This is a genomic window from Pseudomonas sp. HLT2-19-2 (assembly GCF_054898005.1).
Genome location: NZ_CM142712.1, coordinates 945,042 through 970,280, shown reverse-complemented (window position 1 = coordinate 970,280; position 25,239 = coordinate 945,042). Strand labels below are relative to the sequence as shown.

The 25,239-nt window shown below is 59.7% G+C and carries 19 protein-coding genes and 2 pseudogenes; 14 read left to right on the top strand and 7 right to left on the bottom strand.

The features are described 5' to 3' along the window. Nucleotides 1-193 precede the first annotated feature (193 nt). From speA to ACYZTU_RS04390, 6 genes and pseudogenes are all read right to left on the bottom strand, one after another. Entirely contained in the window at nt 194-2,107 is a 1,914-nt protein-coding gene (gene speA / locus ACYZTU_RS04415) for an arginine decarboxylase (RefSeq protein WP_461968306.1), read from the bottom strand. 213 nt (nt 2,108-2,320) lie between these two features. Continuing rightward, nucleotides 2,321-2,692, bottom strand: a complete 372-nt coding sequence (locus ACYZTU_RS04410; RefSeq protein ID WP_461968304.1) for a translation initiation factor Sui1 — start codon at nt 2,690-2,692, stop codon at nt 2,321-2,323. A gap of 187 nt (nt 2,693-2,879) precedes the next feature. Further along, the gene (locus tag ACYZTU_RS04405; protein ID WP_461968302.1) at nt 2,880-3,440 is read right to left on the bottom strand and encodes an NUDIX hydrolase; all 561 of its coding nucleotides are present in this window, start codon (nt 3,438-3,440) and stop codon (nt 2,880-2,882) included. 3 nt (nt 3,441-3,443) lie between these two features. Beyond that, on the bottom strand, nt 3,444-4,511 hold the full coding sequence (locus ACYZTU_RS04400; RefSeq protein ID WP_461968300.1) for a DUF2333 family protein: 1,068 nt from the start codon (nt 4,509-4,511) through the stop codon (nt 3,444-3,446). Between the two features lie 153 nt (nt 4,512-4,664). Further along, entirely contained in the window at nt 4,665-4,973 is a 309-nt protein-coding gene (locus tag ACYZTU_RS04395; RefSeq protein WP_461968298.1) for a hypothetical protein, read from the bottom strand. A gap of 234 nt (nt 4,974-5,207) precedes the next feature. Further along, a pseudogene (locus tag ACYZTU_RS04390) lies at nt 5,208-5,470 on the bottom strand (DUF2515 family protein); the annotation flags it as partial. Between the two features lie 326 nt (nt 5,471-5,796). Between ACYZTU_RS04390 and gcbA the strand changes: the two are divergent. The 14 genes and pseudogenes from gcbA (at nt 5,797) to ACYZTU_RS04320 (ending at nt 24,463) form a co-directional block, all read left to right on the top strand. Then, complete coding sequence (gene gcbA / locus ACYZTU_RS04385; protein WP_461968296.1) at nt 5,797-7,467, top strand: diguanylate cyclase GcbA; 1,671 nt, start codon at nt 5,797-5,799, stop codon at nt 7,465-7,467. A 1,492-nt stretch (nt 7,468-8,959) separates the two neighbouring features. Continuing rightward, a pseudogene (locus tag ACYZTU_RS04380) lies at nt 8,960-9,466 on the top strand (methyl-accepting chemotaxis protein); the annotation flags it as partial. A 171-nt stretch (nt 9,467-9,637) separates the two neighbouring features. After that, the gene (locus tag ACYZTU_RS04375; protein ID WP_461968294.1) at nt 9,638-11,377 is read left to right on the top strand and encodes a protein-disulfide reductase DsbD; all 1,740 of its coding nucleotides are present in this window, start codon (nt 9,638-9,640) and stop codon (nt 11,375-11,377) included. Between the two features lie 131 nt (nt 11,378-11,508). Continuing rightward, nucleotides 11,509-11,961: a type II 3-dehydroquinate dehydratase gene (gene aroQ, locus ACYZTU_RS04370; protein WP_017336343.1), complete on the top strand. Its 453-nt coding sequence runs from the start codon at nt 11,509-11,511 to the stop codon at nt 11,959-11,961. 46 nt (nt 11,962-12,007) lie between these two features. Further along, the gene (accB, locus tag ACYZTU_RS04365) at nt 12,008-12,469 is read left to right on the top strand and encodes an acetyl-CoA carboxylase biotin carboxyl carrier protein (RefSeq protein ID WP_283182790.1); all 462 of its coding nucleotides are present in this window, start codon (nt 12,008-12,010) and stop codon (nt 12,467-12,469) included. 17 nt (nt 12,470-12,486) lie between these two features. Next, a complete protein-coding gene (accC, locus tag ACYZTU_RS04360) occupies nt 12,487-13,842 on the top strand; it encodes an acetyl-CoA carboxylase biotin carboxylase subunit (protein ID WP_461968292.1) in 1,356 nt (451 codons plus the stop codon). A gap of 264 nt (nt 13,843-14,106) precedes the next feature. Further along, on the top strand, nt 14,107-14,985 hold the full coding sequence (prmA, locus tag ACYZTU_RS04355) for a 50S ribosomal protein L11 methyltransferase (protein WP_461968290.1): 879 nt from the start codon (nt 14,107-14,109) through the stop codon (nt 14,983-14,985). A 30-nt stretch (nt 14,986-15,015) separates the two neighbouring features. Then, complete coding sequence (locus ACYZTU_RS04350; RefSeq protein WP_461968288.1) at nt 15,016-16,224, top strand: DUF3426 domain-containing protein; 1,209 nt, start codon at nt 15,016-15,018, stop codon at nt 16,222-16,224. Nucleotides 16,225-16,409: 185 nt separating this feature from the next. Then, complete coding sequence (gene dusB / locus ACYZTU_RS04345) at nt 16,410-17,420, top strand: tRNA dihydrouridine synthase DusB (protein WP_461968287.1); 1,011 nt, start codon at nt 16,410-16,412, stop codon at nt 17,418-17,420. Continuing rightward, nucleotides 17,417-17,737: a DNA-binding transcriptional regulator Fis gene (fis, locus tag ACYZTU_RS04340; protein ID WP_007907419.1), complete on the top strand. Its 321-nt coding sequence runs from the start codon at nt 17,417-17,419 to the stop codon at nt 17,735-17,737. Before dusB ends, fis begins: the two co-directional genes overlap by 4 nt. 81 nt (nt 17,738-17,818) lie before the next feature. Beyond that, on the top strand, nt 17,819-19,426 hold the full coding sequence (gene purH / locus ACYZTU_RS04335; RefSeq protein WP_461968285.1) for a bifunctional phosphoribosylaminoimidazolecarboxamide formyltransferase/IMP cyclohydrolase: 1,608 nt from the start codon (nt 17,819-17,821) through the stop codon (nt 19,424-19,426). A gap of 204 nt (nt 19,427-19,630) precedes the next feature. Beyond that, nucleotides 19,631-20,926 (top strand): phosphoribosylamine--glycine ligase, encoded by a 1,296-nt coding sequence (gene purD, locus ACYZTU_RS04330; protein ID WP_461968283.1) that lies wholly within the window; start codon nt 19,631-19,633, stop codon nt 20,924-20,926. Nucleotides 20,927-21,025: 99 nt separating this feature from the next. Next, nucleotides 21,026-23,803, top strand: coding sequence for a hybrid sensor histidine kinase/response regulator (locus tag ACYZTU_RS04325; RefSeq protein ID WP_461968282.1), 2,778 nt, complete (start codon nt 21,026-21,028; stop codon nt 23,801-23,803). A 63-nt stretch (nt 23,804-23,866) separates the two neighbouring features. Further along, the gene (locus tag ACYZTU_RS04320; RefSeq protein ID WP_461968280.1) at nt 23,867-24,463 is read left to right on the top strand and encodes a MarC family protein; all 597 of its coding nucleotides are present in this window, start codon (nt 23,867-23,869) and stop codon (nt 24,461-24,463) included. A gap of 111 nt (nt 24,464-24,574) precedes the next feature. Here the strand turns inward: ACYZTU_RS04320 and ACYZTU_RS04315 are convergent, their stop codons facing one another. Continuing rightward, nucleotides 24,575-25,231, bottom strand: a complete 657-nt coding sequence (locus ACYZTU_RS04315; RefSeq protein WP_461968278.1) for a hypothetical protein — start codon at nt 25,229-25,231, stop codon at nt 24,575-24,577. Nucleotides 25,232-25,239: the final 8 nt, after the last annotated feature.

Sequence of the window (25,239 nt, the reverse complement as noted above, 5' to 3'; positions counted from 1 at the left end):
GAGAGAGTTGGCCGAGTAGAGTGCCGAAGTACAACTTAGGAAATGACCTACGCGAAAAGAAGACCACATCGCTTGGACGGCTAGGAATGTGGGCCATTTCGCTTGAAAGCAGAGAGGCTTCCCACCAGGTCATCTGAAATTTCCGCTATTAACGGTACGTTTTCAGACAACCTGATGAGAGCGGTGTCTTACCTCAAGAAGACAGGTAAGACGAGCGGGTCAGGCCCAGACGCAAAGCGTCGAGGAACTGGGTGCGCTCGGCAGCAGTGATGCGCGCACTGGCGCACTTGTCGCGGTAGTGGGTCATCAGTTCTTCCGGCGACAAGTGCACGTAACGCAGCATGTCTTCGATGGTGTCGTGGGTTTCGATACCCGCGTGGTACACGCTGCCGTCGGCATTCTGGTAAATGTTCACCGAATCGGTATCGCCGAACAGGTTGTGCATGTCGCCGAGGATTTCCTGGTAGGCGCCGACCAGGAAGATGCCCAGCAGGTAGTCTTCGCCTTCGTTCAAACCGTGAACCGGCAGGCTGGTTTCGATGCTCTGCTCGTCGACGTATTGCTTGATCTTGCCGTCGGAGTCGCAGGTCAAATCTTGCAGCACGGCACGGCGCAGCGGCTCTTCGTCGAGACGGTGCAGCGGCAGGATCGGCAGCACCTGACCAATGGCCCAGGTGTCCGGCAGGCTCTGGAATACCGAGAAGTTGCAGATGTACTTGTCTGCCAGCTTGTCGTTGAGTTCGTCGAGCACCTGACGGTGGGAACGCTGACGGGCCTTCAACGAGTTGTGCAGGCGACGGCATACGGCGAAGTAGCATTGCTCGGCCAGGGCTTTTTCCGCCAGGGTCAGCTTGCCATCGGCGTATTGGGTCGCGATATCGCTCATGTAGTGAGTGGCGCGCCAGTACGTCTCGGTGACCATCTCGATGTCGGTCGGGCCCAGCAGGTCAACCAACCACTGCACGGTTTCCGGCAGCGCATCCTTGTTCTCGATATGGGGCACGTCGTCGTTGTGCTTCTCGACGTCGGTCACCTGCACCACCAATATGGCGTGGTGAGCGGTCAGGGAACGGCCGCTCTCGGAGAAGATGTTCGGGTGCGGCAGGCTCTGCGCATCGCAGAACTCCTTGAGCATCCCGACCACGACACCAGCGTAATCGTCCATGTCGTAGTTGATCGAGCTGGCGTTGCGCGAGTGCGTACCGTCGTAGTCCACGCCCAGACCGCCGCCGACGTCGATGTGGTCAACCGGCAAGCCGAGGTTGCGCAGTTCGCCGTAGTAGCGAATCGCTTCCTTGAAGCCGTGTTGGTAGTCCGCCAGGTTGGCGATCTGCGAGCCCATGTGGAAGTGCAGCAGGCGAATGCCCTGATCCAGGCCAGCCGCGCGGAAACGCTCGACCACCGACAGCAGTTGCGCCGCCGACAGACCGAACTTGGATTTCTCGCCACCGGTATCTGCCCATTTGGACGACGCCAGGGACGACAGACGCACGCGCAGGCCAACCTGAGGCTTGACCTTGAGCGAGGCGGCTTCTTCGATCACCAGCGCGACTTCGGATTCTTTCTCGATCACGATGAACACGTTGTGGCCAAGCTTCTGGCCCATCAGCGCCAGACGAATGAACTCGCGGTCCTTGTAACCGTTGCAGACGATGGTGCCACCCTTCGGCGCCAGCGCCAGCACGGCCAGCAGCTCAGGCTTGGAACCAGCTTCCAGGCCGATGGACACGTCTTGGGTCGCGATGATGTTCTCGATCACCGCTTCTTGCTGGTTCACCTTGATCGGGTACAGCGCGGTGTATTTGCTCTGGTAATCCAGACGCTCGATGTTGGCATCGAACGCGCCGGTCAGCTGGCGCACGCGGTCTTGCAGAATGTCAGGGAAACGCACCAGCAACGGCAAGGACAGGCCGCTTTGGCGCAGCTGGTCAACTTGCTCGAACAGGTCGATAGGCGAACTGGTCGGACCGTTCGGACGAACTTCGACGCGACCGGCGTCATTGATCGCGAAATACCCGGCCCCCCAATGGCGAATCCCGTAAACACTGCGGCTGTCCGCAACTGTCCATTGGCTGCCATCGTCTTTGCGTGTGCGTCGTACGGACATTAAAGTCCCCTATAAAGAAGTCATAGAGCGTCGCCTGGGTTCAGGCCGGCGCAGTCTAAAGAATGAAAATGACGGTTCGTCAACGAGGGATAGACCTCGCTGACCGCAGTGAGTTTAGAAACCGGTCAGAACAGGCTCTGTGAAAACCATGTAGACGACGTCAGACCTGCTGTCAGGACTGGATCAAGCCGAGGGTGGTTTTCACAGAGGCTGCTAGCCACCGGACTTCTTCGCTTTGAAACCGAGTTTGATCAGTTCGGCCAAGAGTAGCTCGACATGATCGCCCTGGATTTCAATGATTGCGTCTTTCAACGCCCCGCCGGTCCCGCAACGTTTCTTCAACGTGGTGGCCAGGTCCTTGAGCGCGTCTTCGGGCAACGGCACGCCGGTAATGGTGGTCACCGTCTTGCCGCCGCGCCCCTTGCTTTCGCGACGCACACGAGCGATGCCGTCGCCGGCCAGGATAACGGTCTGTTTGCAGATGCAGGCATCCACCGGCTTACTGCAATCCGGGCAATGACGACCTGCGTCGGTGGAAAATACCAGGCCACCAAGGGCGGCGAAGGATGCGGCTTTTTTGGCCACCGGCAATCCTCTTGGGAGGACAAAGACTGGTCGCGGCAACCTGGGCAGGTGCCATCGACCGCGAAGCCCCACTCAGGCAGGGGCAGCGCTACTGAGCCAGGCAATGCCGGTTCAGTTTGAAAAGGTCGCGCAGTGTAACGGCAAAAAGCCGACTTGCTAAGAGCCAATCGGCACCAATTTATGCCTCTTATGCAACGTCCGACCCACGGGCCCGGAGATAGCGCTTCAACGCGGCCAGAGAGTCCGGGCAATAAGGCTTCTGCGTGATTTCCAGCAGGACCTGATCGACAGGTATAAAGCGCGCTTCCAGGACTTCTTCGGGTTGCAGGATCAACGGACCGTCCCACACCGCCGAAAACGCCGAACACCACAGCCGATTGCCCGTGTCTTCAAAGAAAAAGTGATCATGGGCAGTCAGTTCCACACCGCTCACGCCCAGCTCTTCTTCCAGCTCGCGGGCGGCCGATTCGGCGTAGGTTTCGGTCGCAAGCACCATGCCCCCCGCCGCCACGTCCCAGAAACCTGGATAAATGGCTTTGCTCAGCGTGCGTCGATGCACGCAGAGCTCACCGACGGAATTGAACAGCATGATGTAAGTGCCGCGCCCGATCAGCCCGCGTTCGCGCAGGTCGGAGCGGACCAGGGCGCCGAGCAGGTTGTCCTGCTCGTCAACCCAGGCGATCTGTTCGGCATCCGAGGCCGCGCGATGGGCGGCCTCCCGCATGCTATCGACGGAGCTATCAACCATGACTCAGCCCTGATTGAGCAGTTGGCGCAAATCGATCACTGCGGCGTTGGCCCGGGAGATGTAATTGGCCATGACCAGCGAGTGGTTGGCCAGCACCCCGAAGCCGCTGCCGTTAAGGATCATCGGGCTCCAGACCGGTTCCTGCGAGGCCTCCAACTCACGAATGATCTGGCGCACGCTGACCGTGGCGTTCTTCTTGGCCAGCACGTCGGCGAAGTCGACTTCGATGGCGCGCAGCAGGTGGGACAAGGCCCAGGCCTGACCGCGGGCTTCGTAGAACACATTGTCGATCTGCATCCACGGGGTTTCGACGATCTCTTCGTCAACCTGTGGCACCTGACCTGGAGCGACGACTTCAGTTTTCAGCGCGGTGTTGAGCTTGACCCGGCCAACACTGGCCGACAGCCGTTGCGACAGCGAACCCAGACGGGTGCCGACATCGCCCAGCCAGTTGTTCAGGTTGTCGGCGCGGGCATAGAACAGCGCGTTTTTCTGCGACGGATCGGACAGGCGCGCCTGATAACGGCTCAGGGAATTGATACCTTCCAGGTACTCGGACTCGCTGGATGGCAGCACCCAGCTCTTGTTGTCGAAGTTGAAACGCGGCTCGGCCTTGGCCAGGTCGGAGTCTTCGGCAGATTGCGATTGCGAGCGGGCGAAGTCTTTACGCAAGGCACGCGTCAAGTCACGCACCTGGACCAGCACGCCATATTCCCAACTCGGCGTGTTGTCCATCCACAGGCCCGGCGGGAAACGGTCGTTGGAAATATAGCCACCCGGTTTGGTCAGCAAAGTACCGGCGACGGTCTTGAGGGTTTCGACCGTGGTGTAGCCGATGACCATTTGCTTGCCTTCTTTCTCGGCGGCCATCTGGGCATTCTGCTGAACCGGGAACAGTGCAGGTTCCTGGCTCCAGTACCAGCCCAGCGCAATAGCCACCAGCAAGTAAATGGCAATCAGAGTGGCCAGCGCCCGGCTGAACAGTAGGCCACCCAAGTAACTGCGGGTGGCCGATTTCGGTTCAGCGGCACGTTCAGGCGCGCTGCCCGCGCGATTCTTCCAGTCCAGCATGGCGATATCCTTTCAATCACTAGAGTTCATCGGTTCGACCACAACCATACAACAACGTGCCTTTGGCCGGCACCTGCCGTTGGGTTAATCCAAAAAAATTACGGCCGAACCTGCGGCAATCGTTGCCGATAAACTCAAGCGTCCATACATGCGCTATACGCCTATGACCTCCATTGAAATCTGCCGCACCTCGGCCTGCGCAAAAAGATGGGCGATGCCTTCGCCGTCGGTTCTTCTCTGGGCCGCCTGCCCGTCCACGGTTGCGATGTAACGCTGCTGCGCCAGCGGCTCGGCCGTTATGCTGTCAACGAGGCGGAAAATCCTTGGCGATCGTGACGCCTGGGCTGGCCCGCTCCTGACCGGAGACATGCGAATGCCGAAAATGACATTGTCGTCAAAGTCGACAGTGAAAAAGCGCGCCGCAGGCGTGGTAAACCCAAACTGCGGGTCGACGAATCGCAATTTTGCATCGACCTTGGGAATGCCGAACCAGACGTGCCTAATGCACTACGGTTGTGATCGCTGAGCATCTGATCAAAGCGTGCCGCCGCTTGAAGCACGAATGACATTCGTTGCTCGATGTCCGACAAATCCGCCAACGGGTTGTTGCCAAAACCGAAGGTCCGTCCGTCCTCGACGCGCTGGCCTTGGCTGGTTAGGGTCAACTCGATAGCCTGTGCAACGCCTGAAGGAAACTAGCCACAATCGAGCGTAAGCGGCGTTGATCGCCCGGTTGCGTTCCACCGGGTCGGCAATCAATACACCATCAGGTACGACGATTTCTTCCGCCTCGCGCTGGTAGCGACGCCAAAGACATGAGCACGTAAGAATCGGCACATCGGTAACAAGCGTCTTGCTGCCATAAAGCCGCACCTCCTTACATTCACACTCAGCAACCGGCGTGCTGTTGTGGTTCAGGCGCTGCTCATCGTAGGGGTTTCTTTGAAACACTGGGTCATGGTTTGCGGACGGCGTCTAAGGGAATCCCTGAACCGTATCAGCCGCAAATCCCGATCGGATCATCTGTGCGGAAAATCAGAAATACCTGACAGACGAAGCTCGCCGAGCCTTGGGGAGTTGCCTTGAATAACCAGGAGACGTCCTGAAACACCCGTTTCATCAGGCTCTATCGGTCAGTGATCCCCCCGACCGATACTCATCGGTCATAAACTGAATAACGTCGCTTTGCAGTTTATTGACGTGCGACACTCATGCGATCGAAAAAGAGGTGCTAGCATAGAGCCACCAGTCGATCTCAGCATGCGCCCTAACTAGTAGTCAGGATATGACCGAGCCAGAAGACCCCAGCCGTGAGCGCCTCAAGCACCACTTTGCCCAGCGGGTAATTCATCAGGCACGTCAAATTCTTGAGATATGGCAGCGCCTGCAATGCAGTGAGTGGTCCACCACCGACTTATCGGAACTGAGCGAGGCCAATCTGCGCCTGCTGCGTTTCGCCGAGCGCTTTGAGCAACCTGAACACACCCAACTGGCGCGCCACATCGGTCAGTCGCTGGAGGCGGTCGACGCCAATCGCGGACGCCTGAGCAGCGGGCTGATCACTGACCTCAATCGCTTGATGCAGCGCCTGTCACGCACCGGCTTGCGCCATGGCGATCATCTGGACCAAACCTTTCTGCCGCCCCTGCGCAAGCCGATTTACGTGATGCTACAGGATCACGATCGTGCCGAGCGTCTGGCCAAGCAGCTTGAATTTTTTGGGCTCAGCGCTCAAGCCCTCGACAGCGTTTCGGCGTTTCGCTCCTCAATGGTCGAGCGCTTGCCTGCAGCGATCGTCATGGACGTGGATTTCAGCGGCCCCGGCATCGGCCTGAAACTGGCGGCCGAAGCCCAGGTCGGTCTGGATGAACCGTTGCCGCTGCTGTTCTTCAGCCTGCTCGAAACCGATACCCCAACCCGCCTCGCCGCCGTGCGCGCCGGTGGCCAGGAATTCCTGACCGGCACCCTCGAAGCGTCGAACCTGCTGGAGAAGATTGAAGTCCTGACCTGCGTCGCGCAGTACGAACCTTATAAAGTGTTGATCATCGACGACTCCCGTGCCCAGGCCTTGCACACCGAGCGCCTGCTCAACAGCGCCGGGATCGTCACGCGGACCTTGATCGAGCCGATCCAGGCCATGGCCGAGCTCGCGGACTTCCAGCCGGACCTGATTATCCTCGACATGTACATGCCGGCCTGCACGGGCACTGAATTGGCCAAGGTGATCCGTCACAACGACCGTTACGTCAGCGTGCCGATCATTTACCTGTCCGCCGAAGATGATCTGGACAAGCAGCTCGACGCCATGAGCGAGGGCGGCGACGACTTCCTGACCAAACCGATCAAGCCGCGACACCTGATCACGACCGTGCGCAACCGCGCGGCACGGGCACGCAATCTGAAGGCGCGGATGGTTCGCGACAGCCTCACCGGGCTGTACAACCACACGCACATCCTGCAATTGCTCGAAGACTGCAGCTTCCGCGCCCGCCGCGAGTGCAAGCCGTTGAGCTTTGCGATGCTCGACATCGATCACTTTAAACGGGTCAACGACAGCCACGGCCACCCCATGGGCGATCGGGTGATCAAGAGCCTGGCGCTGTTTCTCAAGCAACGCTTGCGCAAGACCGACTTCATCGGCCGATATGGCGGTGAAGAATTCGCCATCGTCATGCCGGACACCGATCTCGAATCGGCTCACAAGGTGCTCGACGAGATCCGTCGACGCTTTGCCGAGATTCACTACCCGGCCCAACCGCAGGACCTCTGGTGCACGTTCAGCGCCGGGGTGGTGGAACTGTGTGAAGACTCCGACAGCCTGATGATGGCCAGCCAGGCAGACGAAGCGCTGTACCGCGCAAAGGACGCCGGACGCAACCGCGTTCAGGCCGCGCGGACGTCAAAGCAAAGTGCCACTTTTTCATCGGAATCGACCCATTCGGTCATAACGCTGTAACAGAAACGCAATAACTTCAGGCACTTACCATTCTGCCGTTGGTAGACCCGCAATGCGCCTGAAGCTGCTGACCAATCTCAATACCCTCCTTTTAGTCGCCGTGTGCGTGGCCCTTGGCGCCACACTTTGGTGGTCGCAGAAGGCCCTGGAGCGCCCCTATTTATTGATGGAGCGTTACTTGGGCTTATCCCAGCAATTTCAGAATGAAGTCGCGCGTAACATCGGGGACTATCTCGCCAGCGGCGATGCCCTGCGCCTGAGCAGCGCCAGCCAGGCCATCGACGGCCTGCAAAAGGAACTCGGCGAGTTGCCGCCGGCATTGGCCGACACTTTGCGTCCTAGCCTGTCGAACCTGGAAGAGTTCAGCAAAACCGACCTGCTGGCGGCCGGCAAACTGGCCGGTGATCCGCAAGCGCTGTTGCTGCAAGCCGAACGGGAGATCGGCGCCAGCCTCGATCAACTCAGCCAATACGCCAGCGCTAACGCGGCGTATCTGACGCCGCTGCTCGCGGCCTCCCAGCACTTGGGCAAACTGTCTCTGGCCCGGGACAAACTGGTCAGCAGCGGCCGCAGCGAACTGGCCGTCGATGTTGAGCGTGAAGTCAGCAACATCCGCACTCAGGCTGAGCGCCTGGACACTTTGCCGCTGCTGGGCGTGACGAGCACAAGTGAATCGAACACGGATGATTTCGCAGCCATGATGGGCCTGGAGAACACCGAAAAAGCCGTCGCCGAAGATGCCGGCGTCGGCCTCAAGCGTGAATTGAACAGCCTCCTCACTCGCTACCCGGCCGAACTGGCACGCACACGCGACCAGATCCAGAAACGCACCGACCTCAGCGCCGCCACTCACCTGAAAATCGCTGCCGTGCAGCAGGCCATCGCCGGGCTGGAACCGGTGGTTCGCGCCCAGCACGGACAGATTCAGGGCGAAGTGCGGCTGATGCAAGGGGTGATGATCGGGCTGATTCTGTTGATTGCATTGCTCATCGACACCCTGCAACGACGCTTGGCCCGAACCCTGACCAACCTCGCACCAGCCCTCTCGACCTGGGCCGAGGGCGACTTCAGCCGGGACATTGAATTGGGCAAGACCAATCGCGAATTGCATGACATTCAAGCGTCGCTCAATCGCTTGCGCGCCTATCTGGTCGACTTGGTGGGGACCATTCGCCTCAACGCCGAACAGGTCGCCGGTAGCAGCCGAACGCTGGCCGAGTTGAGCAATGACCTGCACAGCGGCGCCGAACATCAGGCCGGCGACACGGCGCTGATCCGTGATTCCCTCGGCGAACTGGAAGCGACCATTCAACAGGTTGCCGGCGACGCCAGCCAGGCTGCCGACGCTAGCCGCCATGCCGGGCTGGCGGTGGAGCATGGGCAGAAGGTCATTGGCCTGAGTCTCACCGGCCTGCATGCGCTGGTGGGTGAAGTGCAAGGCAATGCACAGATGATCGAGCACTTGGCCGAGGAGTCGGCGACCATTGGCGGCGTGCTGACGGTGATCCGCTCGATTGCCGATCAGACCAACCTGCTGGCCCTGAACGCCGCCATCGAAGCGGCCCGCGCCGGGGAAATGGGTCGTGGATTTGCGGTGGTGGCCGAAGAAGTTCGCTCACTGGCACAACGCACCGCGGGCGCCACCACAGAGATCCAGACATTGATCGCGGGACTGCAAACCGCCGCACGACAATCAGTAGAAGGCATGCGCGCCCAGGTTGAACACGCCGAAGCCACCGCCAATCAGGCCCAGGCCGCCGACGGCGCACTGGATAAAATCGTCGGGGCGATCCAGACCATTTCCGACACCGCCGTGCGCATCGCCGATGTCACCGCCCAGCAGAGCGGTGCCGTCAGCGAAATCCGCGATCACAGCGAACGGATTCACCAATTGGGTGGCGATAACTTGCTGAGGATTGGCGAAGGGCGCGTGCAAGGGGAGAATTTGCTGGTGTTGGGTGGACGACTGCACACGGCCGTTCAGGCCTTTCGCGTCTGATAGATCGCCTTCGTCGGATCGCCTTTGATCAGCGAGCCGGACACAGCAACATCGTGTTGAAGGAAAGGCTCAGGGCGTGAAGGCGTCAGAACAATCACCGCAAAACTACCCGCCCTGCACATCCGCCGACTGTCCGCTATGATGCCCTCACTTTCGATACGCGAGATTGTCATGCGCCGTTTGCTTTGCCTGCTGCTTTTAGTGCTCGCCCTGCCGGCCACCGCCGCCGGGTTGCTGGAGAGTCGGCCCAGTTCGACGTTGGGCTCGATCAACAACAGCGCCGACTTCCTGCCGGTGCGTGAAGCCTTTCAGCTGAGCCTGGTCGAAAGCACGCCGCAATCAATCAAGCTGCGTTTCATCGCAACAGAGGGTTACTACCTCTACCGGCATCGTTTTCAGTTTCGCGCAGATCCGGCCGATGTTGACCTGGGCGCCGCGCAACTGCCCAAGGGCGAACAGAAACACGATGAGTACTTTGGCGATGTCGAGGTCTACCACGGGGTTCTCGATGTAGAGCTGCCGCGCACCGATCAACGCGCCTTTACCTTGGCCGTGACCTATCAGGGTTGCGCCGACAAAGGGTTGTGTTACCCACCCGAAACGGAACGCCTGAGTATTGACGGCAGCGCAGGCACGACACCCGCCTGGAGCTGGCGCGAACTGGCGTTGTTTTTCCTCGCAGGCCTGGGCCTGACGTTCACACCGTGTGTGCTGCCGATGCTGCCGATCCTGTCCGGCGTGGTGTTGCGCGGTCAAGTGGGTGGTTTGCGCGGCTTCAATCTGTCCCTGGCCTACGTGCTGCCAATGGCCGCCTGCTTCGCTCTGCTCGGCGCGTTGATGGGGATGTTCGGCGCCCAGCTCAACCTTCAGGCGCGGCTGCAATCGGCGTGGGTGCTGGTGCCGTTCGCGATGTTTTTTGCACTGTTTGCCCTGGCAATGTTCGGCGTCTTCGAACTCAAGTTGCCTCATGCCATCAGCAGTCGCCTGGACCGTATCGCCGGTCGCACCAAAGGCGGTTCGTTGTGGGGTGCCGCCGTGCTCGGCGTGGTCTCCAGTCTGCTGGTTTCGCCCTGTGTCTCGGCGCCGCTGGCCGGCGCGCTGCTGTACATCAGCGCCAGCGGCGATGCATTGGGCGGCGGTCTGAAACTGTTCATGCTCGGTCTCGGCATGGGCGCACCGCTGTTGCTGGTCGCCACCGGTGGCGCCGCCTGGCTGCCGAAAAGCGGACCCTGGATGATTTATGTGAAAAACGCGATCGGCGTTTTGTTGCTGGGGCTGGCGATTGGTCTGCTCAGTCGAGTACTGCCGGGCCAGATCACGTTGCTGTTGATCGGCTTGCTGGCCGCTGGTGTCGGGTTGTTCATGGGTGCGCTGGAGCTCGTCTACAAACCGCCGAGAAAACGCCTGGCCCAACTACTGGGAATGTTCCTCCTGTTTTATGCGCTAGCGTGTTGGTACGGCGCGTTCAGCGGCCAGACCGATCCGCTCAATCCGATTGGCCAGCCGCGCATCACCATGGGTACCGAGCAATCGCAAAACACCAGCGCCTGGCAAACCATCAGCACCCCGGCGGAACTGGACCGCGTCCTCGCCGAAGCCAAATCTTCAGGCACCCCACTGCTGCTCGACTGGTACGCCGACTGGTGCATCAGTTGCAAAGTCATCGAACATGAAGTGCTCAACGACGCCAAGGTCGTCGAGCGCCTCAAAGGCTATCGACTGATCCGCTTCGACATCACCGCCAGCAACGCCGAGCAACGTGCCCTGCTCGACCGCTACAAACTGTTCGGCCCGCCGGCGCTGATGTTTTTCGGCAAGGACGGAGTTGAACACACCGATGTGCGAGTAATCGGCGAGATAAACGCCAGGGACTTCGCCGAACGTGTTGCGAAAGCAAATGACCGGATTTAACAACCCGGTCATATATTTCGCGCAAACATCGGCCATCGTGCTGGCTATTGCATAGAACTGGACAGTCACAAAGGCTTTGCGGCATAGTCGCCGAGTTCTGACAATTGCACACAGATCACAAGGAACAGCAGATGGCGACGCTACTGGTTCTGCACGGACCCAACCTGAACATGCTCGGCACCCGTGAACCGGGCACCTACGGCGCTACGACACTGGCGCAGATCAACCAGGACCTGGAACGCCGCGCCCGTGAAGCCGGCCACCATTTGCTGCACCTGCAAAGCAACGCCGAGTACGAATTGATCGACCGCATCCACGCCGCCCGCAGCGAAGGTGTGGACTTCATTCTGATCAACCCAGCAGCTTTTACGCACACAAGTGTCGCATTACGTGACGCGCTGCTGGCGGTGAGCATCCCATTCATCGAAGTGCATTTGTCTAACGTGCACAAACGCGAACCTTTCCGCCATCACTCTTACTTCTCCGATGTAGCGGTGGGAGTGATCTGCGGCCTTGGCGCCAGCGGTTATCGACTGGCCCTGGAGGCCGCCCTAGAGCAGCTTGAAAGACAGGCAACAGCTTGAACAACAAGCGTAACGCCCCTGACCGACCCTTGGGAGTTGATGATTCATGGATATCCGTAAAGTTAAGAAACTGATCGAATTGCTGGAAGAGTCCGGCATCGACGAGCTCGAGATCAAGGAAGGCGAAGAGTCCGTACGTATCAGCCGTCACAGCAAGACCCCGGCTCAGCAGTACTACGCTCCAGCGCCAATGCACGCTCCGGCGCCGGCGCCTGTTGCTGCTGCCCCGGTTGCCGCTGCCGCTCCTGCTGCTCCGGCCGCGCCAGTGCTGAACGGCAACGTTGCCCGTTCGCCTATGGTCGGCACGTTCTATCGCAAGTCTTCGCCAAGCTCGCCGTCCTTCGCTGAAGTCGGCCAGACCGTGAAGAAAGGCGACACCCTGTGCATCGTCGAAGCCATGAAGATGATGAACCACATCGAAGCTGAAACCAGCGGTGTGATCGAATCCATCCTCGTCGAAGACGGCCAGCCGGTTGAGTACGACCAACCGCTGTTCACCATCGTTTGAACCGCGGAGAGACTTTGATGACTGCGAAGTTGGAAAAAGTTCTGATCGCCAACCGCGGTGAGATCGCCCTGCGGATTCTGCGTGCCTGCAAAGAGATGGGCATCAAGACTGTCGCCGTTTATTCCACGGCCGACAAAGAACTGATGCACCTGGGTCTGGCGGACGAATCCGTCTGCATCGGTCCGGCATCGGCTGCAAAGTCTTACCTGCACATTCCGGCGATCATCGCCGCGGCTGAAGTGACCGGCGCTACCGCCATTCACCCAGGCTACGGTTTCCTTGCGGAAAACGCTGATTTCGCTGAACAGGTCGAGAACTCCGGCTTCGCGTTCATTGGCCCGAAAGCCGACACCATTCGCCTGATGGGCGACAAGGTATCGGCCAAGCACGCCATGATCGCAGCCGGTGTTCCAACCGTTCCGGGTTCCGACGGCCCGTTGCCGGAAGACGAAGAAACCGCGCTGCGCATCGGTCGCGAAGTCGGTTACCCAGTGATCATCAAAGCCGCTGGCGGCGGCGGTGGTCGCGGCATGCGCGTCGTGCATAAAGAAGAAGACCTGATCTCCTTCGCCAAACTGACCCGCACCGAAGCGGGCGCAGCGTTCGGCAACTCGATGGTCTACCTGGAAAAATTCCTGACCAACCCACGCCACGTGGAAGTTCAGGTGCTTTCCGACGGCCAGGGCCACGCCATCCATCTGGGCGACCGCGATTGCTCGCTGCAGCGTCGTCACCAGAAGGTTCTCGAAGAAGCGCCGGCACCGGGCATCGACGAGAAAGCACGCGCTGAAGTCCTCGCTCGCTGCGTCAAGGCGTGCATCGACATCAACTACCGTGGCGCGGGCACTTTCGAGTTCCTGTACGAGAACGGCGCGTTCTATTTCATCGAAATGAACACCCGCGTACAGGTTGAGCACCCGGTCTCTGAAATGGTTACCGGCATCGACATCGTCAAGGAGATGCTCAGCATCGCCGCTGGCAACAAGCTGTCGTACACCCAGGATGACGTGGTTATCCGCGGTCACTCGCTGGAATGCCGGATCAACGCCGAAGACCCGAAAACCTTCATGCCAAGCCCAGGCACGGTCAAGCATTTCCACGCGCCAGGCGGCAACGGCGTTCGCGTCGATTCGCACCTGTACAGTGGCTATGCCGTTCCGCCGAACTACGATTCGTTGATCGGCAAGCTGATCACCTACGGCGCAACCCGTGAAGAAGCCATGGCGCGCATGCGCAATGCGCTGGACGAAATTGTTGTCGACGGGATCAAGACCAACATCCCGCTGCACCGCGACCTGGTCCGCGATGAAGGCTTCTGCAAAGGTGGAGTCAACATCCACTACCTGGAACACAAGCTGGCTGGCCAGCATTAAGATGTGAACCAAACCAACAAAGCCGCTTTCAAGCGGCTTTGTTGTTTCTGAAGGTTTCATATCTCCCTCTGTAGGAGCGAGGCTTGCCCGCGAACCAAACGCCGCGGTGTTTCAGACTTACCATGTCATCGTTCTTCGCGGGCAAGCCTCGCTCCTACGAAGAGCTCGTGTCGGTCTTGTCGTCTTCTGTCGCGCGCTCGCGTAAACTTGCGCGCTTCGCGCAGCCCGCTAGGCTGCAATCAACATTTTTCAAAGGTGCCCGCCATGCCTTGGCTGCAAGTCCGTCTCGCCATCAGCCCAGAACAAGCCGAAACCTACGAAGACGCTTTCCTTGAAGTGGGCGCCGTCTCGGTGACCTTCATGGACGCCGAAGATCAACCGATCTTCGAGCCGGAGCTGAACACCACGCCGCTGTGGTCCCACACGCACCTGCTGGCCCTGTTCGAAGGTGGCACCGAAGCCGCCAGCGTACTGGCCCACCTTGAGTTGCTGACTGGCAGCCCGCTGCCCGAGCATCATAGCGAAGTGATCGAAGACCAGGACTGGGAACGCAGCTGGATGGACGGTTTCCAGCCAATGCGTTTCGGTCAGCGCCTGTGGATCGTCCCAAGCTGGCACGCCGCACCCGAGCCTGACGCCGTCAACCTGCTGCTGGATCCCGGCCTGGCGTTCGGCACCGGCACCCACCCAACCACCGCGCTGTGCCTGGAATGGCTCGACGGTCAGGACCTGAAAGACTGCAACGTGTTGGACTTCGGCTGCGGCTCGGGAATTCTGGCCATCGCCGCCCTGCTGCTGGGCGCCAAGGAAGCCGTCGGCACCGACATCGACGTCCAGGCCCTGGAAGCCTCCCGCGATAACGCTGGGCGCAACAACATTGCCGAAGCACTCTTCCCACTGTACCTGCCGGAAGATCTGCCGCAGGTTCAGGCCGACGTGCTGGTGGCCAACATCCTTGCCGGCCCGCTGGTTTCCCTGGCTCCGCAATTGTCCAGCCTGGTCAAGCCGGGTGGCCGCCTGGCGCTGTCGGGCATCCTCGCCGAACAAGGTGAAGACGTCGCCAAAGCCTACGCTCAGGACTTCGATCTGGACCCAATCGCCAATCGCGATGGCTGGGTGCGCATCACTGGCCGTCGGCGCTAGAATGAGCGTCTGCATAAACCGGATCGCCGCATGACCGACAGCTTCGTCACCCAGTGCCCGCATTGCCAAACCAGCTTCCGCGTCAGCCATACTCAGTTGAGCGTGGCCCGTGGAGTGGTTCGTTGCGGCTCGTGTTTGCAGGTGTTCAATGCCGCCAAGCAGCTGCTTGAGCAACGGGCCGGCAAGGACGCGATCCCGCCGGTTGCCCCGGCCATCGTCGAACCACCGGAGCCGCGGGCCATCAGCCAAAAGCAATGGACCGCCGCCGAGCTGGATCTGGACAGCCTGGATCTGGACGAAGAGCTCGCTCGCCTCGAACAACGGGAGATCCAGCCAACCACGGAATTCGGCCGGCCCCGCGAAGACAACCTGAGCGCTAGCCGCGATACCGTCGAGCACGAAGAAGCGCCTTGGCCCGACAGCCTATTCAGCGAATCGGCCGCCGATCGTGCGCAGACCGCTGAAGCCGACTTGCCGGAGCTGGAACTCGAGCCGAGCAAACACTCGCGCACCGAACCTTCGCTGTCCCTGGAACCGGTGGAACTGGACGACGAACATCAGCCCCCCCAGCTGCGCCTGCACGATCCGCTCGACGCGCCGATGCATCACGAACGACTGTCGGCGACCGATGAGATCGACGACGATCTGCCCTCGATCGAGCCCCTGCGCAAAAAGCGTGGGCCGGCTGTCCGCGCTGAAGCCCTGCACGACCTGACGGATGACCCACTGCAACTGGACTGGCAAAAACGCCGCTCACCCTGGGGTCGCCGGCTTTTCTGGCTCCTACTGATCCTGCTCGGCGCGGCGGCGCTCGCCGGCCAGTACATCGCTTACCATTTCGACGAACTGGCGCGCCAGGATCAGTACCGCCCGTGGTTCCAGCAACTGTGCCCCCAGATCGGCTGCACGGTGCCGTCCAAAGTCGATATCGCCAAAATCAAAAGCAGCAACCTGGTGGTCCGCAGCCACCCGGACTTCAGCGGTGCACTGGTGGTCGACGCGATCATCTACAACCGCGCGCCCTTCTCCCAGCCTTTCCCGCTGCTGGAGCTGCGTTTCGCCGACCTCAACGGTCACCTGATCGCCAGCCGTCGCTTCAAACCCGGCGAGTACCTCAACGGCGATCTCGAAGGGAGGGTGGAAATGCCTCCGCAAACGCCGATCCACATCGCACTGGATATCCTCGATCCAGGCTCAAAAGCGGTGAATTACAGCCTGAGTTTTCATTCGCCCGAGTGAAACGGTTCAGTGTTACGGCTTTGACGGCATATTTCTGACTTTGACCGCTGGTACTAAACCGCTGGCGATAACAAAATTACTGTTCAGATTTTGTTCAATTCAGCCTTTATCCAGTCATCGAGAGCGGGTATCATGCCAACCCTTTTTCGAACTCTCATGATCCGGCCCCACAACAGGGAAGTCCTATGTCGGCGGTACGCATCGGTCCATATACATTGCACAACGGCTTGATTCTCGCCCCGATGGCGGGGGTCACCGACCAGCCCTTTCGTCAGCTGTGCAAGCGACTGGGTGCAGGGCTTGTAGTCTCGGAAATGGTCACCAGCGACATGAGCTTGTGGAACACCCGCAAATCGCGGATGCGCATGATCCACGCAGGCGATCCCGAGCCCCGCTCGGTACAGATCGCCGGTGGCGATGCACAGATGCTGGCGGATGCGGCCCGGGCCAACGTCGAACTGGGCGCACAGATTATTGATATCAACATGGGTTGTCCGGCGAAGAAGGTCTGCAACAAGGCCGCCGGGTCCGCGCTGTTGAAGGATGAAGCATTGGTCACCGAGATCCTGCAGGCCGTAGTGGCTGCGGTTGATGTGCCGGTCACCCTGAAGATCCGCACCGGCTGGGACCGGGATAACAAGAACGGCCTGACGGTGGCGAAGATCGCCGAGCAGGCAGGCATTACGGCGTTGGCGGTTCATGGCCGTACCCGTGCCGATCTGTACACCGGCGAAGCCGAGTACGACACCATTGCCGCGATCAAGCAGGCCGTGTCGATTCCGGTCTTTGCCAATGGCGATATCGATTCGCCAGAAAAGGCCCGGTACGTGCTTGATGCGACCGGTGCCGATGGCCTGCTGGTAGGCCGGGCCGCCCAGGGGCGGCCATGGATTTTTCGTGAGATCGATCATTTTCTGCGCACCGGCGAGAAACTCCCGCCATTGGAACTGATCGAGGTGGAACGCATTCTGCTAGAGCATCTGACTGCGCTGCATGTCTTCTATGGAGACGTCATGGGCGTACGCATTGCTCGAAAGCATGTGGGCTGGTATCTCGCAACCTTGCCGGGCGCCAGGGAGTTTCGCGCCCACTTCAATCGTTTGGAAGATACGGAAGCACAATGCGCCAACGTTCAGGGCTTCTTCGCCGAACGTAACAAGAGCCTGGCAGGGGACGGAGACGAGGTGGCCGCATGACGATGATGACCGAGACTTTAGTGAGTGGAACAACACCCGTGAGCGACAACGTGAATTTGAAACAGCACCTCAATACGCCGAGCGAAGAAGGTCAGACCCTTCGCGGGAGTGTCGAGAAAGCGCTGCACAATTATTTCGCCCACCTTGAAGGCGCTGCCGTCACGGATGTGTACAACCTGGTGCTCTCCGAAGTCGAGGCCCCCCTGCTCGAGTGCGTGATGAACTACGTCAAGGGCAACCAGACCAAGGCCAGTGAGCTGCTCGGACTGAACCGAGGCACGCTGCGCAAGAAACTCAAGCAGTACGATCTGCTGTAAGCATTCAATCAAACCAGAAAGGCGCCCGCATAAAAACGGTCGCCTTTTTTGCTGACTCCTTTGCTTTTGATGGAAATTGAAATGACCGACCAGACTACCCGCCTGCCGATCCGCCGCGCCTTGATCAGCGTTTCCGACAAGACCGGGATCCTCGAATTCGCCAAAGAGCTTGAAGCCCTGGGCGTCGAGATCCTCTCCACTGGCGGAACGTTCAAGCTGCTGCGCGACAACGGCGTTGCCGCAGTGGAAGTCGCGGATTACACCGGTTTTGCGGAAATGATGGACGGTCGGGTGAAAACCCTGCACCCGAAAATCCACGGCGGGATCCTCGGTCGTCGCGGTATCGACGACGCCATCATGAACGAACACGGCATCAAGCCGATCGACCTGGTTGCGGTCAACCTGTACCCGTTCGAAGCCACCATCAACAAGCCAGGCTGCGACCTGCCGACCGCGATCGAAAACATCGATATCGGCGGCCCGACCATGGTCCGTTCGGCTGCAAAAAACCATAAAGACGTGGCCATCGTGGTCAATGCCAGCGACTACGGCAACGTCCTCGAAAGCCTCAAGGCCGGCGGCCTGACCTACGCGCAGCGTTTCGACCTGATGCTCAAGGCCTTCGAACACACCGCCGCCTATGACGGCATGATCGCCAACTACATGGGCACCGTGAACCAGGCGGCTGACACCCTCACTACCGAAGGTCGCAGCGAATTCCCGCGCACCTTCAACAGCCAGTTCGTCAAGGCTCAGGAAATGCGCTACGGCGAGAACCCGCACCAGAGCGCGGCGTTCTACGTTGAAACCAAGCCTGCGGAAGTCGGTATCGCCACCGCGACCCAACTGCAAGGCAAAGAGCTGTCGTACAACAACGTGGCCGACACTGACGCTGCGCTGGAATGCGTGAAGAGCTTCGTCAAACCGGCCTGTGTGATCGTCAAGCACGCCAACCCGTGCGGCGTTGCCGTCAGCCTTGACGCCGAAGGCGGTATCCGTCAGGCCTACGAACTGGCCTACGCCACCGACACCGAATCCGCCTTCGGCGGCATCATCGCCTTCAACCGCGAGCTGGATGCTGAAACGGCCAAGGCCATCGTCGAGCGTCAGTTCGTCGAAGTGATCATTGCCCCAAGCGTCAGCGAAGAAGCCCGCGCCATTGTGGCTGCAAAAGCCAACGTACGCCTGCTGGCCTGCGGCGAGTGGTCGGCTGATCGCGCCGCTGCCTGGGACTACAAGCGCGTCAATGGTGGCCTGCTGGTGCAGAGCCGCGACATCGGCATGATCGGCGCCGACGACCTGAAAGTCGTGACCAAACGCGCGCCGACCGAGCAAGAGATCCACGACCTGATCTTCGCCTGGAAAGTCGCCAAGTACGTTAAGTCCAACGCCATTGTCTACGCCAAGAATCGCCAGACCATCGGTGTCGGCGCTGGCCAGATGAGCCGCGTGAACTCCGCTCGTATTGCGGCGATCAAGGCTGAGCACGCTGGCTTGCAGGTGCAAGGTGCAGTCATGGCATCGGATGCATTCTTCCCGTTCCGCGACGGCATCGACAACGCGGCCAAGGTCGGTATCACTGCGGTGATCCAGCCAGGCGGCTCGATGCGTGATAACGAAGTGATTGCAGCTGCCGACGAAGCCGGCATCGCGATGGTATTCACGGGCATGCGCCACTTCCGTCATTAAAAGCACCACGCTCCCTGTAGGAGCGAGCGGTGCGGCGATCCGACTTGCCCGCGAAGGGGACGCCGCGGAGCAACTGCAATACCGAGGTGATCCCTTCGCGGGCAAGCCTCGCTCCTACAGGTTCGGTGTATGGCTGATGCCACACACCGTCAGCCAGGCAGCGCAGGCTGCTCCACAGAATTAGCGTCATCCGAGGTTTTTGAAATGAATGTTTTGATCATTGGCAGCGGTGGCCGTGAACACGCCCTGGCCTGGAAAGTGGCTCAGGATCCGCGCGTGCAGAAAGTGTTCGTGGCTCCGGGCAACGCCGGCACCGCCATTGAAGCCAAGTGCGAGAACGTTGCTATCGACGTGCTGGCCCTTGAACAGCTGGCCGACTTTGCGGAGAAAAACGTTTCCCTGACCATCGTCGGCCCGGAAGTGCCGCTGGTCGCCGGCGTCGTCGATCTGTTCCGCTCCCGTGGCCTGGACTGCTTTGGTCCGACCGCTGGTGCTGCCCAGCTGGAAGGTTCGAAAGCCTTCACCAAGGATTTCCTGGCGCGTCACAAGATCCCGACGGCCGACTACCAGAACTTCACCGAGATCGAGCCAGCCCTGGCTTATCTGCGTGAAAAAGGTGCGCCGATCGTGATCAAGGCCGATGGCCTGGCTGCCGGCAAAGGCGTGATTGTTGCCATGACCCTGGCCGAAGCCGAAGACGCCGTGCGCGACATGCTTGCGGGCAACGCCTTTGGCGACGCCGGTTCACGCGTAGTGATCGAGGAGTTCCTGGACGGCGAAGAGGCCAGCTTCATTGTCATGGTCGACGGCAAGAACGTATTGCCGATGGCCACCAGCCAGGACCACAAACGCGTCGGCGACGGCGACACAGGTCCGAACACTGGCGGCATGGGTGCCTACTCCCCGGCCCCGGTCGTCACCGCCGAAGTCCATCAGCGGGTCATGGACCTGGTGATCTGGCCGACCGTGCGCGGCATGGCCGAGGAAGGCAACGTCTACACTGGCTTCCTGTACGCCGGTTTGATGATCGACAAGGCTGGTAACCCAAAAGTCATCGAATTCAACTGCCGTTTCGGCGACCCTGAGACCCAACCGGTGATGCTGCGTTTGCAGTCGAGCCTGGTGTTGCTGGTCGAGGCTGCTCTGGCGCAAGCGCTGGACAAGGTCGAAGCACAATGGGATCCGCGTCCGAGCGTCGGCATCGTGCTGGCCGCAGGCGGTTATCCGGGTGACTACGCTAAAGGCGTTGCCATCAACGGCCTCGACGCAGCCGCAGCACTGGAAGGCAAAGTCTTTCACGCCGGTACTGCGCTCAAGGATGGTCAAGTGGTAACGGCCGGTGGTCGGGTACTCTGCGCCACTGCAATGGGTGCCAGCGTCGATGCCGCTCAGCAGCAAGCTTACAAGCTGGCGGCAAGGATTGACTGGGAAGGCTGCTTCTATCGCAACGACATTGGCTACCGCGCCATTGCCCGCGAACGTGGCGAAAATCAGGAATAAGAGCGCCATTCGGCCAGGCAAGGGCTTCGGGCACTTGCCGGGCTATTCCGGCGCCGCGCATAGTTATACTCTGGCATCAACCTACGAAGGGATTTCGCCGTGCGCTGGCTCAGGATTGCCATAGGTTTCACCGTCACTCTGCTGACCTTGCTCTGCATGCTCCCGGCCCAAGCCGCGCAAGGCAGTGGCTGGGCGGTATTGCTCGACGAACAGGGCGACCTGCAGCTCAGCGACATCCGTTCCGCTCGCTACACCAATCAATTCAGCCCCATTGAACTCGACCGCCTCACCGCCGCCGAGCCCGATGGCGCTTTATGGCTGCGTTTTCGACTCGCGCCCGGCAAGCACGAACAGTTGCTGCGGGTGTTCGCTCCCGACCTGTCGCACCTCAATCTCTATGTGCTGGACGGCGACACGCTGATCGAGCAATTGAACACCGGTACCGGACAGCCCCAGGCTGAAAGGCCATTGCCCAGCAGTGACTTCATGTTGCCGCTGCCGCAAAGCGAAAAAAGCCTCGACGTTTACCTGCGACTGGTCTCCGACCATCAGTTGCGGCCGCACATCACCCTGCAGTCGGCGGTCTTGACCGCAGCCAATCAGAATCAGACGCTGATCTACGGTCTGTTGCTTGGCTGTATCGCGATGCTGATCCTGCACAACGTCATTCGTTATGCCTACACCCGCTCGCGCAGCAGTCTCTGGCTGGCTGGCTGCGAAGGGCTGTTGATGCTCAGCCTGGTCCTGTTGCTGAATGTAGCCGGACCCTGGTTGCCGGACTGGCATGCGGTCCAGACGCCGGGGGCTTACCTCGCGCTGCTGCTGACAGCGCCCTGCGGTCTTATGTTCGCTTATCGCTTCTTTGCCCCGCTTGGCCCGCACCCGCTGAACAAGCTGCTGCTGGGCGACATCCTGTTCATCAGTGTCTGCGGCTTGCTGCTGTTGTTCGTCAATACGCTGCCGCTAAACATCATCACATACGCGCTAGTCGCCCTCGCGGGCCTGACCATGTTGTTCGTCAGCGCCTACCATTGGCAAAAAGGCTATCGTCCGGCACGTCTTTTCGTGGCGGCAATGGTGGTGTTCAACGCCGGTACGCTGATTATCCTGCCCGCTCTGCTGGGGCTGACTCTGGTGGAGCCTCAAGGTCTGATCATCACTTTGCTGGTGGTCATCTGCATCAGTGGCCTGTTGATGAGCATTGCCTTGAGTGAACGTCAGCGCAGCATCACCGAAGACCGTTTCAGCGTCAGCCGCGACCTGGCCGCCAGCAATGCCGAGATCAACGCCAAGGCCGAATTCCTGGCAAAAATCAGCCACGAAATTCGCACCCCCATGAATGGCGTGCTGGGCATGACCGAGCTGCTGCTGGGCACGCCGCTCTCGGTCAAGCAGCGCGACTATGTGCAGACCATCCACAGTGCCGGCAACGAACTGCTGACACTGATCAACGAGATTCTCGACATCTCCAAGCTCGAATCCGGGCAGATCGAACTGGACGATGTGCAGTTCGATCTCAACGCGCTGATCGAAGACTGCCTGAGTATCTTCCGCGCCAAAGCCGAACAGCAGAATGTCGAGTTGATCAGCTTTATCCAGCCGCAGGTACCGCGCGTCATCAGCGGTGATCCGACACGCCTGCGCCAGACTCTGCTGAGCCTGCTGGAAAACGCCCTGAAGAAAACCGACGAGGGCGAGATCCTGATCGTCGTCGCGCTCGATGAGCGCAGTGCCAAACCGCGCTTGCGCATTGCCGTGCAGGACAGCGGTGAGCCGATGAACGCCGAAGAGCGCGACGCATTGATGCACGCCGAACTGCACAGCAAGCACTTCCTCTCGGCCTCCCGCCTGGGAGGCAATCTGGGGCTGGTGATCGCCCGTCAGCTGATTCGCTTGATGCAAGGAGAGTTCGGCATCAAGAGCGGCGCCAACCAGGGCAGCACCTTGTGGCTGACCCTGCCGCTGGACCCTGACCGCCTCGAACACCCGACGTCCGACCTCGATGGTCCACTGCAGGGTGCACGGGTGTTGGTGGTGGACGACAACGACACCTGCCGCAAAGTGCTGGTGCAACAATGCAGCGCCTGGGGGCTGAATGTGAGCGCCGTACCGTCCGGCAAGGAAGCGCTGGCGCTGCTGCGCACCAAAGCCCACTTGCGTGATTATTTCGACGTGGTCCTGCTGGACCAGAACATGCCCGGCATGACCGGCATGCAATTGGCCGCCAAGATCAAGGAAGACCCGAGCCTGAACCACGACATCCTGCTGATCATGCTCACCGGCATCAGCAATGCGCCCAGCAAGATCATCGCGCGCAACTCCGGGATCAAACGCATCCTCGCCAAACCGGTGGCCGGCTACACCCTCAAGACGACGTTGGCCGATGAGCTGAACCAACGAAACAAGGGCCTTTCCATCTCGCAGCACCTGACCATCGGCCCCACTTTACCGGTGAAAGTGCCAAGCGATTTCCGCATCCTGGTGGCCGAAGACAACAGCATTTCGACCAAGGTGATTCGCGGCATGCTGGGTAAGCTCAACCTGCAACCGGACACTGCCAGCAATGGCGAAGAAGCCTTGCAGGCGATGAAAGCCCAGCGCTATGACCTGGTCCTGATGGACTGCGAAATGCCGATCCTCGACGGCTTTTCCGCGACTCAGCAATTGCGGGCCTGGGAAGTCGGTAATCAGCGGATTCGCACGCCGGTGGTGGCGCTGACCGCACACATTCTCGCCGAGCACAAAGAACGTGCGCGCCAGGCAGGCATGGACGGGCACATGGCCAAACCGGTCGAGCTGTCGCAACTGCGCGACCTGATCGAGCATTGGGTGGCCCAGCGTGATCAGCAGATCCGGGCAGCGACTCAAACGTCCTGAGCCGACAGACCCCGCAGCGCCTGATAGACTCCCCTCGACTTCCCTCGCCAGTGAGCTTGCACCATGCTCCATGTGTTGTTCAGCGTTTACCTGAAGATGCTGGTGCTTTACAGCCCGTTCTTCGTGTTGTCCTGCTTCATCAGTCTGACCCGTGGTTATTCGCGCAAGGAACAACGTCGGCTGGCCTGGAAAGTGGCGACAGCCACGCTGGTCTCCAGCGTCTTGCTGTACCTGTTCGGGCGGGTGATATTCAGTGTTTTCGGCATCACCGTGGACGCGTTCCGCATCGGTGCCGGCAGTGTGTTGTTCATCTCGGCGCTGGGCATGGCCCAAGGCAAGTCGGCGGTGCAGACAGACAATGTGCAGCAGGACGTGACCATCGTCCCGCTGACGATTCCCCTGACGGTCGGCCCCGGCACCATCGGTGCGCTACTGGTGATGGGCGTGAGTCAGCCTCATTGGGACGACAAACTCACGGCCATTCTCAGTATTGCCCTAGCCAGTTTCACCGTCGGCGTGGTCCTTTATCTGTCCAACCGCATCGAGCGCATTCTCGGTGACCAGGGCTTGCAGATCGTCAGCCGGTTGATGGGACTGTTTGTGTGTGCGTTGGCGGCGCAGATTATTTTCACCGGAGTGAAGGGGTATCTGGCGCCCTAAGCCACACCCACTCGCCTCTTCCAAACGATCAATGACCCAGTATCCCGTATATGAAACATCTTCGGGATACTGGGTAGTAAAGGGAGACGCCCCCGAATGAGGTCGTCATCCTTACGGCTGATCGAGACGGCCGGAGTGGGATTGCCGTTGCGAACCGAGCCACTGCACAACGTTCTCTGCATTCTCCTCATAGCTCTTGATGTTAAATCGAGCTATAACAAAACCGGTTTTCACGCCCCCCTGCACTTGGGTTGGATCGAAAACATGATCAATGAGGTTCGCCCCCACGTCCTCAACGGTCTCGAAAAGCACCGTAGTAACTTTAAGAAGTCCCTCTTTGTCAACGATGCCTAATTGCATCTTGATAGGAGTTTGCCCTTTCATCACCGTATGCTCACGGAATATCCTGGCAAGTGGTGTACTTTCTGGCAACGCAGCAAGTAGCTTGGAAGCGACATCCAGACAACTTTTCTGCGCACCTGAAAGGTGATCCCCAAAAACGCCGAACAGAATATTTGTCAGCGTGAATCGCTCGCCGTCAGCAGGTAACGACATTTCCTGTTGTTCGTACAAACTCCAGCCACAAGACTCCAAAGACTCCTTGAAAACTTCGTGCCACTCCACAGTCACCGAGTTGTCGAAAAAGTCCTCGTCTGCGCAAAGCTGGGAAAAAAGAGTCGAATCCTGCACGCTCTGCCGTAAAGACTCTGACAATGATCGGGACAGTAATAAAATACTGCATGTACTTATATAAACTGAATATTCCATTATTCAAC